We start from the raw sequence: 14,986 nt of genomic DNA on the forward strand, positions 1-14,986 counted from the left end.
GTGTTATTAAGTAAAATTATCATTAATCATCATTTTGAGTATGTTTTGTAATGATAAACCCGATATGGTTAAACACGTTTTGCACGTTAGTTGAGGTAAATCATTTTACCCAAACCGCCGAGCGCCTTTTTATGACCCAATCAGGCGTAAGTCAGCATATTAAAAAGCTAGAGCAGCAAGTAAACTGCGCGCTATTAGAGCGCCACGGCAAACAATTTACCCTTACCGTACATGGGCAAAATTTGTATCAGCAAGGCAGTTTATTATTGAAAGAATGGCAATTTTTAGAACAACAATTAAAAGATGACTCGCCTTACAGCGGTTTAGTAAAAATACAATCGCCTGGTAGTTGTGGGCTAAAGTTTTACAATCAACTATTAGCACTGCAAGTAGAGCACAAGGAGCTAGTTATAGATTACCGCTTTGCTCCAAATACCAGTGTTGAACAAGCGGTGGCCAATCATAGTGCCGATATTGGCTTTTTAACTCAAGCGCCAACCCTTAGCGAAGTTACTAGCCACAAAATAGGTAAAGAAGCTTTATTATTAGTAACCCCTGCACATATTAAAAACCCAACATGGGAGGTTTTATGTGAGCTTGGCTTTATTGGCCACCCCGATGCAAAACACCACGCGCAGCTATTACTTAGCGAAAACTACAGTGAGTTTGAACATGTTGATCAAATTAAGCAAACGGGGTTTTCTAACCAAATAAGTTTAATACTCGAGCCGGTAAGTCTAGGGTTGGGTTTTACGGTTTTACCTGCGCATGCTGTTAGCGCATTTAATAAACCTGCGCTTATTAAAACGCACCATTTAGCTAATCCGATTAGCGAAAATATTTATGTGTGCCATCACCGTAATAGGCCAATGGCAAAACGCATGAATACAGTAATTGAAGCAATAAAATCAGGCTAGGGCGCTTATAACTGCGCCCGTAAAGCCCCTTTACAGCGTTGGTTTTTGATAAGGCTCAAAAAAGGGGCTCGTTTTTAACTTACTAATTTGGCTTTTAAATCAACTAAATCGGTTGCAGTGGTGGTTGGCTGAATTTCCCATGGATCAAAAATAGAATCCTCAGAACGCTTTATCCACGCACCGCGCATGCCATGCGAAATAGCGCCGGTTATATCAAACGGGTTACTCGAAATAAGCCACGTGTTTGCACCCGTTGAATTTGCCTCGCGTAAAAAGTGGCTGTAAACACCTGGGTTTGGTTTAAATGTTTTCATATCGTCGGCGCTTACAACACCTTCAAAATAATCACTTATGCCTGCCGTTTCTAGCAAGGTATTTACCGCATCAGCAGCGCCATTAGAAAATGCAAACAACCGGTAATTTTGTGCTTTAAGTTGCTCAAGCCCTTTTTTAACATCGTCAAAAGCGGGTAAAATTTTATATTGCTCAAGCAATTGCTGTTTTTGATCATCAGAGAGTGGTGTTTTATGCGCTAGGCAAGCGTAGTCTAACGCCTGTTTAGTACACACTGAAAACGGAACATAGTTTTGCATTAAGCCGCGCCTAAACGAATACTCCAACTGTTTTTCACGCCATGTATTTGAAAAGTTTTGCGCTTTATTGCCAATCATATTTTCAAGTAAAGATAGTACGCCGTGGGTGTTTATTAGCGTGCCGTATACGTCAAATGCGAGTGTGGTTGCCATGTTTACTCCCAAAATTTAAATTACTTGTAGCCTAATTGTTTCGAGCTTAACTTACTTTGAACGACCGCTCAACGTTGTTGATTTGTTATATAATAAGGTACAGCAACAACACCCACGCTATAAACGCTAACAGAAACCCCGCAACATTTTAATTAAGGAAACAGCGCTTTCAAACCCGAGATACTCGCTCGTTTTAGAATGGCTGGAACGGCTGTTGAGCTTATAAGTGCTAGTTATAAATCAAATTAAATAATAGCTAAAAGTAGAGGGTTACTGATTTATCTGATTGCTTTAGACTTTATCTAATAGGCAAAATAAGGATAACGGGTCAGTCAATAAATTTGATATCTGAAGTCAAGATTTGACCCCTTTGGTTCAAATTGATATATCAGAATAGCACTTCAAAACAATATAGCGACCACATTGAATATAAATTAAAAAACCAAAAAATAATCCTTAATCACAGTGCTTTTATACAAGGCTATAGCAATAGTAATTTTTTGCTAAACAAACAGCTTTGCATTCAGTTGAATACTGTAAACCCCCGTTACGGTTTGGTTAAAAATACCGCATAGTGTGGTGGCTTTTGATCAAGTAATTAATCAGCAGCGCGAACAAATCAGAAACATTCGCGTTGCTTTAGGAAGGGCAGAAGGGCTGTTGAGTTTATAAATACAATTTAGAAATCAAACTAAGTAATAGCTAAAAGTAGGGGGTTACTGGTTTACATTATAGCCTTAAGCTTTGTCTAATAAGCAAAATAAGGATAATTGGACAGTCAATAAACTTGATGTCTGGAGTCAAGATTTGACCCCTTTGGATTCTTTTGTTTCTTATACATTTTGAAAACTATATTAATTTTATAAACTGAACTATAAATAAGTATTGTCTTTATCGTTGGATTCTTATTATGAAATATAAGGTAGTAACCATATGGTTTTTAACATTCTTTATTGTTGGGTGTGAACTCGAGGGAGATGATGGAGTTTCCGGAGCACAGGGGCAATCTGGTCCTCAGGGAGAGCCTGGTCCTCAGGGTATAGCAGGGCTGAGTTGTTGGGATTTAAATGAAGATGGAAATAAAACCATGCCTGATGAAGATACAAACTCCGACGGCGTTATCGATGTATATGACTGTCGTACCATTATAGATTTAAGCCCCACAAATACTCTTGTAAATAGCACTACGCAAACAATAACAAATCAACACACTCGACAATCCTATTCTTCTGCATTTGCATTAGGCATTACATTGTTTACAGGTTCAAGTGAGGACTATGAAAATGCGACCGTCGACGGCAATTGGCATGCACTAGACAATTTAGCAGCAGATCCTATCCAAGATCCTTGTGGGCTATGGAAATGGGAAAGTACCCCTGGAGGGTCTTATAAACTACAAGCAGAAAATGCAGTGGCTTATAATGTTAGGCATATGCTTGCAATTGCATTATATTCAGCAGATCCAGCAGAAGATGCACATTTTGGTTTTGAACAATGTCAAAATGCATGCTTATCAGATAATAACTGTACTGGCGCGTTTTACTCTGTAGAGGACGGCACTGACAACTCTTTGAATTGTAAACTGCTGCGTGATGTGGGATTTGAGATAGACAGTGCGACAGAGTTTTCCGGATTTCAAACTGAAGAAATAGGTTTCGCTTCGGCAAATATTCAAAATAGTCCGATATATATTGGCGTCATTAGTGTTTGCGAGTAGTGCTCTAAAACTTTTTATACGAGGGGGCACGACAATAAAGTTAGGTTCAACAATGCTCATCAGGAGCATCGTTGAATCTGAAAGTGATGAGCAAAGTGGCACTTCAAACCTGATGTATTAGCAATTCATCTTTTTCCGACTTTCTACTTAATAAGTAATTGGATTTCCAACATCTAAACTGAAGTAAAAATTATTTTCGGAGTTTAAAAATGAAGAACCAAAGAGGCTAGAAGTGTAAATCTAAACTTCAGATATTATAGCTTCTACCTGTCTGCTGATGGCACTCTCCAGCCCATTGAAAAAACTAGCGGCTTGGTTAAGTTTATTTAATTACGCTAGATTTTGTTGCACTCAACCCAACCAATATTCAACGAACTTAAGACCTTTCTCCTGATATCTTTCACCTCTAAATTCAGCTGTAAACCCCCGTTACATTTTGATTAAAAAAGCCACACCTCAACATTTTTTAAAGTGTGGCTTTTTTGCAGCAGCTGTAACTAAAAATTAAGCGACATTCGCTGCTAAGATCTCGTTACGTACTAGCTCTGCGCCTTTGCTTAGGGCGTTAAGTTTACCGTTTGCGATGTCGCGGGGCAGGGGTGCCATACCGCAGTTGGTGCAGGGGTAGAGTTTGTCAGCATCTACATATTTAAGCGCTTCGCGTAGGGTTTTTGCCACCTCTTCGGGGGGTTCTATGGTATTGGTGGCTACATCGATTGCGCCTACCATTATTTTTTTACCGCGTACGAGTTCGAGTAGCTCTATAGGTACATGTGAGTTTTGGCATTCGAGCGAAATAATATCTATATTCGATTTTTGCAGCTTAGGGAATACTTCTTCGTATTGTCGCCACTCGGTGCCGAGGGTTTTCTTCCAATCGGTGTTGGCTTTAATGCCGTAGCCGTAACAAATATGCACGGCGGTTTCGCATTTTAACCCTTCTATAGCTCGCTCAAGGCAGGCTATGCCCCAGTCGTTTACCTCGTCAAAAAACACGTTAAAAGCGGGTTCATCAAATTGAATTATATCGACCCCTGCGGCTTCTAGCTCTTTGGCTTCTTGGTTGAGTATTTTAGCAAATTCCCACGCTAGTTTTTCACGGCTTTTATAGTGATCGTCATACAGGGTGTCGATCATGGTCATTGGCCCAGGCAGTGCCCATTTAATTGGTTGGCTAGTTTGCTGGCGTAAAAACTTGGCGTCTTCAACAAATACCGATTTCGTGCGAGACACAGGGCCAACCACTGTGGGCACGCTGGCGTCGTAGCGGTCGCGAATTTTAACTGTTTTACGGTTTTCAAAATCAACGCCATTTAAGTGTTCAATAAAGGTGGTTACAAAGTGTTGGCGGGTTTGTTCGCCATCGCTGACTATATCTACGCCTGCGGTTTGCTGCTCGTGCAGAGCAATTCGCAGGGCGTCATGTTTGCCATCAACCAGCTCACTACCTTGTAATTTCCATGGTGACCATAAGGTTTCGGGCTCAGCAAGCCATGACGGTTTTGGTAAGCTGCCTGCTGATGATGTGGGTAATAGTTTTTTCATAATAAATGCTGCCTTTAATTTTGTTGTGTGATTAAGCGATACTTGCTGAGAACTGCTGCAGCACTGACTGATAAGGCTTAATAAAGTGCTGCTCAGTAAATTTGCCTTGCTCAACCGCTAATTGACCTCGCTCTGCGCGGTCATACACAATTTGCGTTAATGAATGGTCGTCATTTTTTAAATTCGGTTTATAACGGCTACCAGCGGCGGCATTGGCGTTATAAATTTCTGGACGATAAATTTTTTGAAACGTTTCCATGGTGCTAATGGTGCTAATTAGTTCAAGGTTGCTGTAGTCGTTAAGTAGGTCACCAAAAAAGTAAAACGCTAACGGCGCAACGCTGTTTGGTGGCATAAAGTAGCGCACTTGTAAGCCCATTTTTTTAAAATATCGCTCTGTTAACGACGACTCATTAGGCTGATACTCTACGCCTAAAATAGGGTGTAAGTTTTCGGTTTGCTGATAGGTTTTGTTATCAGACACGCTTAAACAAATAACCGGTGGCTTTTTAAAGTGCTGTTTATAGGTATTTGAGTTTACAAAGCATTTAAACAACTTGCCGTGTAAGTCACCAAAGTTATCGGGAATGCTAAATTGCGGTTTGCTTTTGTTATGCTCAAGTAGTAACACGCTAAAGTCGTAGTCGCGCACATACGATGAAAAGTTATTACCCACCATGCCTTCTATTCGCTCGTTGGTTTGACGGTCAATAATATTGGTTTTTAATACCTCAATTGACGGAAATGCCTGGCCACTGCTAGTAATATCTAAATCAACCGAAATGATCTCGAGCTCAATCTCGTAACGATCCCCTTGTGGGTTATCCCAACTGGCCAGTGCATTAAAACGATTGTTGATCATTTTTAGGGTATTACGCAGGTTTTGTTGGCGGCTTTCACCCCTAGCTAAATTAGCGAAATTGGTCGTAATTCGTGTGTTATTTGACGGATGGTAGTTTTCATCCAAGTTAGTGCTTTTAATAGTAAATGTAAGATCAGTGCTCATAGCCGTATCCTTTCAATTTGAGTTGTTACTGCTTTTATCAATGACACATTACTCGCTGTTAAAACCAAACTAACGGGATAACTGTAATGGTGCTTTGCAGAGTTAATGAATTTATACGCGGTATGTAGCATGAAGAAAAACGGGTTTATTTCAGGTAAAACATGAGACAGATTCACGCTTGAGTGAATTCATTAAGTTAGCAATATTGATTAGTTGCTGATGAGGGGTAAAACTCAACTTAGACGTCTAGATTTCTATTTAATAAAGTAAGCTATGCAGTTTATTCATATAAAACCTGAATAATATTCAATGCTTTTAGAACGTGCTTATCGTTTGTACTGCTAGGTATGCTATTTAATAAAGTCTAATTAATTTAATGACTTAAAAGTCACAACCCACGTTAAAAATTTAATATAAAGCTAAATGAGGAAATGTTTATTTTTTAAATACAATGTAGTATTTAAAAATAGGGCGCTTAGTTAAACACATTGATAACTACGTGACGAGTAGCGCTAAGCTTACGTTGTTTGAGCGTGCTTTATAAATTCATCGTAAATACTGTCTTTAATAAGCCTGTCGGGCGTAAAGGCATAATAATGCTGATAAACATTTTCAATTGTACCAATATAATTAACGTCGTAGTGACGCTCTACTTCGGCTCTTACCGAAATAGGCGCAGGGAATATGCCAAACCCTTGTTCACCTAACGACTTCATTAATGCGCTGTCGTCAACATGGCCAGCTATTGTCATTTCAATCTTGTGTTCTTGCAGCCAATAATACATAGCACGCGCAACGGGGCTTTCTTTTGCAGGCAGCACTAAAGGCTTGTTATTTAAAGATTGCGGAAACTGCTTATGTAACTGCGAATGCCATGTTTTGTTTCCAAAAAGAGCAATTTGGCTTTTGCCTATTTCATGGCAAAACGCCTTAAACGATAAAGTGGTATCGAGCGGTTTATCGGCTAGCACTAAGTCGAGCTTATGAATCGCCATTTGTGCAAGCAGTTCATCTTGCTGACCGTCAATACAGTGTAAGTTGGTAATACGGTCGTTATTAATTAAAGGGGCTAGCCACTTTGACACCAGTGATTTGGGCAACACATCTGAAATACCGACCTTTAACGTTCGTGAATAGTGCGTGGCATCACCTTGCGTGGTTTCGAGCCATTCGTGGGCAATAGCAAACATATCATTGGTGTACTGCTGTGTAACATGGCCAAACTCCGTTAACTGTAGGCCTCGCCCTTGGCGAACAAACAGTGGTTTTCCTAGTCGTTGCTCTAAGTTAGTAATTTGTGAGCTGACCGTTTGCGGCGTTAAATTAAGTATTTTACTCGCCGCTGCAATACTGCCGTGCTTACTTACCTGCCAAAAATAATATAAGTGATTGTAGTTGATGTTGGTAATCATTCGAAAATACCTGTTTTAAAGTAAGAAATAATCAGCTTTTTCCTTTGCCTCTAAGTTAGTAGATTACAGTCATGCCTGCAACATAGGTACTATTAAAAGGTGTAATTTCATGAAGCTAAAACTTACAGTTAAAAACAAGATAATTAACGCAAGTGAAAAGATGTCGCTTTTAAAGCTGATCAAAACACAATTGGCAAAACATGCTTTAAATATTCGCAAAGTGGAAATTCAAATAAATGATCTTTCGAGTGATCGCCATGGCACTTTGCAGCAGTGCAAAATTAATATTCTTTTACCTGGGCTACCCAGTATTAATGTACATACAAAAGGACGAAGTATGCTGCAAGCGATAAAGCGGGCACTTAAAAGTTTGCAGCACATTCTCGTTAATAAGTATCAACCTTCGCAACCAAGCTCTTAATATCGCACTTGTAGTAGCAAGGATGCTACTTTTTTAATGCCTCTCTAATTCTAAGCTATGTTTAGTATTAAACGATTCAATTATTACCATTGAGCAGTATTTTCTTGTTGGGTTTTGTTGCAATGAACCCATCGAACGCTTTGTAACCCCTCGTTACACTTTAATTAAAAAAGCCGCACACTAATAATGAGTGTGCGGCTTTAGTATTTTACTTTTTAAAGCGATTACTTGGTTAGTAAGTGCTTTTCAAAAAAATCAGCCATCATAGTATGGTAATGCAAGGTAGTGCCTTTGCCTTCACGTAAGCTGTGTGAGCGGTTTGGGTATGAGAAAAACTCAAACTGCTTATTGTGCTTTACAAGCTCGTCAATTAATCGCTCTGAACCTTGATAATGCACGTTATCATCGCCAGTGCCGTGAATAAGCAATAGCTTACCCGTTAGGTTTTTAGCAAAGGTAATCGGCGAGGTGTTATCATAACTATCAGGGTCTGTATTTGGGTTGCCCGCATAACGTTCTTGGTAAATGGTGTCGTACAAACGAATGTCTGGCACTGGCGCTGAGGCAATACCCACTTTAAATTTATCACCGTGGCGGAATAACAAGTTAAGGGTTGAACTACCGCCCCCAGAATGCCCCCATACGCCAACACGGTCGGTGTCTATTACATCCCAACGTTTGGCCATAGCATCTAGGGCGTCTACTTGGTCTTGCACGGTAATTGAGCCAATTTTTTTATAAATCGATTTGCGCCAATCGCGGCCTTTTGGTGCACGTGTACCACGGTTATCAACCGATGCCACAATAAAGCCTTTTTGCGTTAACAGTGATTTATACAGGTAACTGTTGCCTTCCCAGCGGTCTTGCACAGTAGAGCCCCATGGTTCGCCGTATACGTAAAACACAATTGGGTATTTTTTACTTTTATCCATGTTCTCAGGGAACATAATGTAGCCGTCAAGCTCGGTGCCATCTTGCGCGTTTACTTTAAAAAACTCATGCTTGGGTAAGCTTTGCTCAGCAAGCTTTTGTTTGAGCTTTGTATTTTCAACTAAGGTTTTTACATTACTATGATCGCTCACTTTGATGATCTCTTTAGTCGGTGGCGTACCAAATTTTGAGTAAGTGTGCATAGCCCACGAGGCATCTTTTGACATGTAGTAGCTGTTTGAGCCCTCAAACTCAGCAGGTGTTACCCGTACCGGTTTGCTGCTGCCATCAAGCGGTGTGCTGTATAAATAACGCTGACCAGGATCGTTTGGCGAGGCAATAAAATACATTACGTTTTTGTCTTCATTGATGGAAAGCATATCAATAATGTCGAAATCGCCTGGGGTTAGGTCGATAATAGTTTTGCCATCGCGCGATACACGATAAAGATGACGCCAACCGTCGCGCTCACTGTGCCAAATAAAAAACTCGCCGTCTTTTGACCAGTTAGCTTTATAAAACCATTCTATAAACGCATCGTCTTTGTCTTCTAAAATTTTAGTTAGTTGCTGCTTTTGCCAATCAAACAACCACACTTTGTTATGGCTTTGTGGGCGGTTTAAGTCTTGAATCATTAATTCATTACCGGTGCCTGCCCAACTAATACGCGGAATATAACGGTCGCGGTTATCGCCTTCAAGCTCAGCCCAACGGGTTTGTTTATCAGCAAGGCTTACCACACCAACACGCACGGCAGAGTTGGTTTCACCCGCTTTAGGATACGGGAATTTTTTAAGGGTAGGGTAGAGCTCATCGGTGTTGTTGATCATAGTGAAAAATTTAACGTCACTGGTATCAAGCTGCCAATAGGCGATTGATTTGTTGTCGGGGCTCCAACGAAAACCATCGGCAATAGTAAACTCTTCTTCGTATACCCAATCAAAATTACCGTTAACAATAGTGGCGTTACCATCGGTTGTGAGCGCGGTTACATCGTGACTGCCAACCGCTTGCATATAAATATTGTTATCGCGAACGTAAGCTACTTTTGAGCTATCTGGCGAGAACTTAGCAAACATTAACGAAGTTGGCTCAACGTCTTTACCACCAAGTTGCTGTAATTGGTTAGTCTCAAGGTTAAGTAACCAAAAGTCGCCTCGGCTGCGTGAGCGCCAAACTTGCTCGCTGTTAGTAAATACCATCAGCCATTTACCGTCTTTTGACCATTGGTAACTTTCGATTGCAAATGGCTCGTCTGCGCCCTCTGGCAATAGCTTTTCAAACTCAACCAATACTTTACGGCCTGTGCCGTCAGCATTGTAAAATACAATGTCGTTGCCTTTTACGCCGTGCTCTTTTTCGTCATCGGCGTTGTTATCGTCTGCTTTTTCTTTTTCGCTTTCGCGCTCTTCAAGTACGGTATAGCCGGTGCCATCGTCTAGCCACTTAAAGTAAGTGCTTCGCTGGGTTTTAAATTCTTTATCTTTATAAATTTGCGCTAGGCTTAATGGGTTATTCACGGTGCTCATCGCTGCATTATTGTTGGTTGTTATGCTGGTACTTGAACATGCTTGCAAGCCTAAGCCCGCAACAATGGCCAGTGCCAAGCCCGATATTTTGATCAGATTCATTGTTATTGTTCCTTGGGTCTGCTGACCTTTATAGATTAAGGCGCTTATTACATTTACTGTAACAAAATAACCTACACAATATCAGCATGCTTAACGCACAAAGCTATGGTTTAAACCCAAACTTTTATAATTAATTACCATGCTGGATTTTTAAATTCATCACTGAGCGTGTCGATTAGTGCTCTTACTGTTGCCGATAAATGCTGACGAGAAGGGTAAAGCACATATATTTTCATTGGGTTTAATGTCCATGGCGCTAATACACGCTGCAAGCGACCATCAAGTATATATTGATTTGCCAAATACGTAGGCTGTACTGAAATACCACCACCGGCTATGGCTGCATGAAGTAATGTGGTGGCCTCGTTTGCACTTAAATTGCATTTAACATCAACAGATTGAAACTCATCCCCGTTGTGTAAATGCCAAATATATCGGTCGAAGTTTTTATAGCCTAAACACTGATGAGCGCTTAACTGTTGTGGTGTCGTTATTGGCGGATAATCAGCAAGGTAGTCGGCTGAGGCCACTAATATAGATTCACACTCGGCAATAGGTTTACCTATTAACGAAGGATCAGGATTGGCTGCAATACGTATTGCCAAATCAACACGTTGCTCTATTAGATCTGTGGTTGAGTCTTCAAGATCTATGTCTATTTGCACGTTAGGATGACGTTTCATAAAGCGTGTAAATATAGGGGCTAATTGCGCAAAACCTAACGACATACTGGTCGCTACTCGTATTTTACCTGACAACTGTTGCTGGCTTTTTGTTTGTTCAACTAAACGGTTAGCCTGTGCTAACCATTGCTCTATTTCGGGTAAACAGGCCTCGCCAGCGGTGGTAAGCGTTACTTTACGGGTAGTGCGATGCAATAAGCGCGTATTTAACCAGGCCTCTGCCGACTCAATATGACGAGTAACCATAGGGCGTGACATTTCAAGCCGATCGGCAGTGTCAGTAAAACTGCCTGAGTAGGCAACATCCACAAAAACCTGCGCTGCGGTAAGTTTATCCATAGTATTTGCACGATTTATGAAACAATGATGCTAATTATTGGTTGTTTTTCTGAACATATCAAACCTTTATTATGCTCGCATTAGCAACCAATGATGAGAATACTATGAACCTACGCACTCTTTTACTAAGCACACTATTAGCCAGCAATATCGCTATTGCAGACGAAACCCCACTAACCCTTGATGTGTATAACGCTGACAGCAATAGCTTTCATGTTAATGCCACGCTGGTTTATGGCCGTACCGATGCAATTTTAATTGATAGCGGATTTACCAAAGCAGATGCACTGCGCATTGCCGCCAAAGTAATTGACTCTGGTAAACAACTAAAAACTATTTTTATTAGCCAAGCCGATCCTGATTACTACTTTGGCGCTGAAGTGTTACAGCAGTTTTTTCCTGACGTAGAGATTATAACCACACCGGCAGTGCACCAAAAAATAGCAGCAAAGCTTAAAGGCAAACTTGCTTTTTGGACGCCAAAAATGGGTGAAAACGCACCTAAAAACCCCGTCGTACCTAAGATATTTAATGGTAATAGCTTAAAAATAGAAGGCCATACCATTGAAATTCGTGGTACAGAGGGTGAGCATAATCATCGTCCTTATTTATGGATACCTGATAATAAAGCTATTTTAGGAAATGTGGCTGTATACGCTAATGTTCATTTATGGATGGCCGATGCACAAACTCAAGCAGAGCAAAATGCATGGGCAAAGCAACTTAATGAAATGAAAGCACTCAACCCTGAAGTGGTGATCCCTGGGCATATGAAAGCAGGCACCCAATTAGATGCTGCAAATATCGATTTTTCAATCCAGTATTTAAAGGATTTTGCACACGCTAAGCAAAGTAGTGGTAGCAGTAAGCTGCTGATAGATAAAATGACCAACTCATACCCTGAGGCTGTATTACCTATGGCTCTTAGCATTGGTGCTAAAGTTCATAAAGGCGAAATGAAATGGTAATTGCCGCTTAACCGCTGCAATAAATGCAGAAGAACCAAAAAACACGCCTAGTAAAGTCTGGCGTGTTTTTTATTATTGCCACAGATACATACTGGCTCGCTTATTGGCAATATTTAATTCAAATACCTCAGTGCTTGAACACATAGCAGCGCCATAGCATACATGTAGTGGTAACAAGTGCTCTTCTCTGGGGTGATTAAAGCGTGCAGCTGGAGCTTGCTGCCATGCTAATAATTGCTGTTCACGCTGCTGCTCGGTTAATGTTTGATCTGCGATTGTGCTTACCAGCCAATTTTCAAATGCCTGATTTTGCTGATTAACATCGCTTGATTGGGTAACACCAAAAGCGCGCATATTATGGAAGGTAAAGCCTGAGCCTATAATTAATAAGTTATCGTAATCAATATGTTGCAACGCTTTACCAATTTCAACATGCAACAGCGGATCAAGACTTGGATGCAAGGATATTTGCACACAGGGAATATCGGCCTCTGGGTACATAATTTTTAACGGCACAAACATCCCGTGATCAAAACCACGCTGAGAATCGAGTTTTGAGTCAATATTACGTGTTGCGAGCGCTTGCTGTACTAAATTAGCAAGTTGCGGCTGGCCAGCACAAGGGTAAGTTAATTGATACGCCTGCTTAGGAAAACCATAGTAATCGTAAATAAGCGGCGGTGAAGAGTGCGCGGTTATACTAATTAGTTGAGCTTCCCAATGCGCGCTGACCATTAAAATAGCAGAGGGCTTTGGGATTGTAGCGGCAACCTGTTCTAAGCAAGCTCGCATTTCTGCATGGTTGGCATCACCTAGTAATGGCATTGGGCCGCCGCCATGAGAAATGAAAAAAACGGTTGGGCGTTGCATGTGGTTAATCCTAAAGGACAGATATTATTATAGTGCCTGCGCAGTTAGTAAATAACTAGCCACATAAACGCACAACCTCAGTGCGCAAAAATTATGTGCGGTGTTTATTCATCTAGCTCTAAGTGAGCGCGTTCAACGCTTTCTTGAGGTAACTCTTTTTGCACCGATACACCAAGCTCCTTAAATTCTGAGGCTTGTTTAATTAAGTTACCTTTACCACGGTATAACTGAGAAAATGCTTTATCGTAGGTTTCTTTGGCTTTATCGAGCTGTTTACCCACCCCTTCCATACTAGTTAAAAAGCCGTTGAGTTTACTGTAAAAACGCTCAGCACGATTAGCCAGCTCTTTTGAGTATTTAGTTTGCTCTTCAAAGCGCCATAACTGTTTAACAATATTTAAACTGGTTAGCAGGGTAGTAGGGGTAGCAACCAAAATGTTCTTTTCTATTGCTTGCTGGTAAATGTCGCTTTGGTATTTAAGTGCTTCTACAAAGGCGGATTCTATGGGTACAAACATAATAACAACCTCAGGCGAGTTTATCCCTGGTAGGCGGTCATACGATTTACTGGCTAGTTCGTTTATTCGAGCCGTAACTGCATTTACATGCTCTTTAATAGCTTGATTAGCATCAAGTTCATTTTCAGCATTTACATAACGGGTGTAGGCATTAAGGGATGTTTTTGCATCTATAACTAAATGACGCTCTTGTGGTAAATACACTACAACATCTGGGCGCAAACGACCGTCCTCGGTATTAAACGAGACCTCGCGTTTGTAATCGGTACCCGCGCGTAAGCCTGCGCTATCAAGCACGTTTTCAAGCATGAGTTCGCCCCAGTTACCTTGGGTTTTCTTTTGCCCTTGTAAGGCGTTACTTAGCTTATCGGCTTGCTCTGTGATGGATTGGCTTTTGGCTTGTAAATGTAAAAGCTCAGTTTTTAATTGTGCACGCTGTTTTAAGTCCTCAACATGAATTGATTCCATTTTATCTCTAAAGCCTTTTAACTCACCTTGAACGGGTTTAAGCAGTTGTTCAATACTTTCTTGGTTAGTCACTTTAAAGCTTTGGGTTTTTTCATCGAGGATTTTATTGGCTAAATTTTCAAACTCTTTTTTAAGTACGTTTTTACTTTCTTCTATTTGAGCTAACTGCTCAGTAAAGCTTTGCTGCTTTTGCTCAAGCATAGTTCGCATGGAGTTAAGCTCTACATCGCGTTGATTATATTGTGCACGCAACTGCGTTATTTCGGTTTCGGCTTTTTGCCAAAACTGATTGTATTGCATGCTTTGTTTTTCTTGTTCACTGCAGCGCGTTTTAAAATGCTGCGCTTCGTCGCGTTGCTCTTGGTGGCTATGCTCAAGCAACTCATGTTCATCTTGTAAGGCGCTAAGTTGCTCAGCTTTGTTATCGAAGTGACTTTGTAATAAAGAGAGTTGCTGTTGTTGCTCGTTAATTATTTTTTTTAATTTTCTGCGAGGCAAAACACCAATAACACTATAAAGCACAACACCTGCCGTAAACCCTGCAGCTGTGCTTACCCAATCAATTTGGGTGAGTATTTGAGTAATCATAAAATAAACTTATAAAATTTATGGACATGCCATCATAACGAATAAGTTTGAGTAGAAGTAGGGGGTAACAAATAACAGCCATAAAAAAAGCCAGTTCAAATGAACTGGCTCAACCATTACTAAATAAGTAACACAACAGGGGAATCAACATGAAAACTTGAATTAACTGCAATTAATCAACAAGCACAATAGTAGACGCCCTGTTTTGAATTAAGTTCATTAAAAGA

12 protein-coding genes are annotated in these 14,986 nt (G+C 40.6%); 4 read left to right on the forward strand and 8 right to left on the reverse strand.

Going from position 1 to position 14,986, the window contains the following annotated elements; genetic code table 11:
• Positions 1–50 precede the first annotated feature (50 nt).
• Positions 51–917: a LysR family transcriptional regulator gene (locus RF53_RS08620; RefSeq protein ID WP_039037329.1), complete on the forward strand. Its 867-nt coding sequence runs from the start codon at positions 51–53 to the stop codon at positions 915–917.
• A 74-nt stretch (positions 918–991) separates the two neighbouring features.
• Here RF53_RS08620 and RF53_RS08625 read toward each other — a convergent pair whose 3' ends face one another.
• Positions 992–1,663, reverse strand: coding sequence for a haloacid dehalogenase type II (locus tag RF53_RS08625; RefSeq protein ID WP_039037330.1), 672 nt, complete (start codon positions 1,661–1,663; stop codon positions 992–994).
• Between the two features lie 910 nt (positions 1,664–2,573).
• Here RF53_RS08625 and RF53_RS08630 point away from each other — a divergent pair.
• The gene (locus RF53_RS08630) at positions 2,574–3,380 is read left to right on the forward strand and encodes a collagen-like triple helix repeat-containing protein (RefSeq protein WP_006793257.1); all 807 of its coding nucleotides are present in this window, start codon (positions 2,574–2,576) and stop codon (positions 3,378–3,380) included.
• A gap of 504 nt (positions 3,381–3,884) precedes the next feature.
• Here the strand turns inward: RF53_RS08630 and RF53_RS08635 are convergent.
• From RF53_RS08635 to nhaR, 3 genes are all read right to left on the reverse strand, one after another.
• On the reverse strand, positions 3,885–4,925 hold the full coding sequence (locus tag RF53_RS08635) for a methionine synthase (protein WP_039037331.1): 1,041 nt from the start codon (positions 4,923–4,925) through the stop codon (positions 3,885–3,887).
• 31 nt (positions 4,926–4,956) lie between these two features.
• Positions 4,957–5,931 (reverse strand): DUF1852 domain-containing protein, encoded by a 975-nt coding sequence (locus RF53_RS08640; protein WP_039037332.1) that lies wholly within the window; start codon positions 5,929–5,931, stop codon positions 4,957–4,959.
• Between the two features lie 518 nt (positions 5,932–6,449).
• Positions 6,450–7,343, reverse strand: a complete 894-nt coding sequence (gene nhaR, locus RF53_RS08645; protein WP_039037333.1) for a transcriptional activator NhaR — start codon at positions 7,341–7,343, stop codon at positions 6,450–6,452.
• 109 nt (positions 7,344–7,452) lie between these two features.
• Here nhaR and RF53_RS08650 point away from each other — a divergent pair, with 109 nt between their 5' ends.
• Positions 7,453–7,764, forward strand: a complete 312-nt coding sequence (locus tag RF53_RS08650) for a hypothetical protein (protein ID WP_039037334.1) — start codon at positions 7,453–7,455, stop codon at positions 7,762–7,764.
• A 224-nt stretch (positions 7,765–7,988) separates the two neighbouring features.
• Here the strand turns inward: RF53_RS08650 and RF53_RS08655 are convergent, their stop codons facing one another.
• Complete coding sequence (locus RF53_RS08655) at positions 7,989–10,325, reverse strand: S9 family peptidase (protein WP_039037335.1); 2,337 nt, start codon at positions 10,323–10,325, stop codon at positions 7,989–7,991.
• Positions 10,326–10,459: 134 nt separating this feature from the next.
• Positions 10,460–11,347 (reverse strand): LysR family transcriptional regulator, encoded by an 888-nt coding sequence (locus RF53_RS08660; RefSeq protein ID WP_039037336.1) that lies wholly within the window; start codon positions 11,345–11,347, stop codon positions 10,460–10,462.
• Positions 11,348–11,451: 104 nt separating this feature from the next.
• On the opposite strand from RF53_RS08660, the gene RF53_RS08665 reads away from it, so the two are divergent.
• Complete coding sequence (locus RF53_RS08665) at positions 11,452–12,315, forward strand: MBL fold metallo-hydrolase (RefSeq protein ID WP_039037472.1); 864 nt, start codon at positions 11,452–11,454, stop codon at positions 12,313–12,315.
• A gap of 72 nt (positions 12,316–12,387) precedes the next feature.
• On the opposite strand, the gene RF53_RS08670 is transcribed toward RF53_RS08665, so the two are convergent.
• Together RF53_RS08670 and rmuC are read right to left on the reverse strand one after the other, a co-directional pair.
• Positions 12,388–13,185 (reverse strand): DODA-type extradiol aromatic ring-opening family dioxygenase, encoded by a 798-nt coding sequence (locus RF53_RS08670; RefSeq protein WP_039037337.1) that lies wholly within the window; start codon positions 13,183–13,185, stop codon positions 12,388–12,390.
• A 104-nt stretch (positions 13,186–13,289) separates the two neighbouring features.
• Positions 13,290–14,759: a DNA recombination protein RmuC gene (gene rmuC, locus RF53_RS08675; protein WP_039037338.1), complete on the reverse strand. Its 1,470-nt coding sequence runs from the start codon at positions 14,757–14,759 to the stop codon at positions 13,290–13,292.
• Positions 14,760–14,986 lie beyond the last annotated feature (227 nt).

Source organism: Pseudoalteromonas sp. ECSMB14103 (assembly GCF_000813065.1).
GTDB classification, from domain to species: Bacteria; Pseudomonadota; Gammaproteobacteria; order Enterobacterales; family Alteromonadaceae; genus Pseudoalteromonas; species Pseudoalteromonas marina.

Excerpts from the sequence above, each read along its gene's own strand:
- RF53_RS08620 (WP_039037329.1), top strand. The coding sequence starts at position 51 with ATGATAAACCCGATATGGTTAAACACGTTTTGCACGTTAGTTGAGGTA.
- RF53_RS08625 (WP_039037330.1), bottom strand. The coding sequence starts at position 1,663 with ATGGCAACCACACTCGCATTTGACGTATACGGCACGCTAATAAACACC.
- RF53_RS08630 (WP_006793257.1), top strand. The coding sequence starts at position 2,574 with ATGAAATATAAGGTAGTAACCATATGGTTTTTAACATTCTTTATTGTT.
- RF53_RS08635 (WP_039037331.1), bottom strand. The coding sequence starts at position 4,925 with ATGAAAAAACTATTACCCACATCATCAGCAGGCAGCTTACCAAAACCG.
- RF53_RS08640 (WP_039037332.1), bottom strand. The coding sequence starts at position 5,931 with ATGAGCACTGATCTTACATTTACTATTAAAAGCACTAACTTGGATGAA.
- nhaR (WP_039037333.1), bottom strand. The coding sequence starts at position 7,343 with ATGATTACCAACATCAACTACAATCACTTATATTATTTTTGGCAGGTA.
- RF53_RS08650 (WP_039037334.1), top strand. The coding sequence starts at position 7,453 with ATGAAGCTAAAACTTACAGTTAAAAACAAGATAATTAACGCAAGTGAA.
- RF53_RS08655 (WP_039037335.1), bottom strand. The coding sequence starts at position 10,325 with ATGAATCTGATCAAAATATCGGGCTTGGCACTGGCCATTGTTGCGGGC.
- RF53_RS08660 (WP_039037336.1), bottom strand. The coding sequence starts at position 11,347 with ATGGATAAACTTACCGCAGCGCAGGTTTTTGTGGATGTTGCCTACTCA.
- RF53_RS08665 (WP_039037472.1), top strand. The coding sequence starts at position 11,452 with ATGAACCTACGCACTCTTTTACTAAGCACACTATTAGCCAGCAATATC.
- RF53_RS08670 (WP_039037337.1), bottom strand. The coding sequence starts at position 13,185 with ATGCAACGCCCAACCGTTTTTTTCATTTCTCATGGCGGCGGCCCAATG.
- rmuC (WP_039037338.1), bottom strand. The coding sequence starts at position 14,759 with ATGATTACTCAAATACTCACCCAAATTGATTGGGTAAGCACAGCTGCA.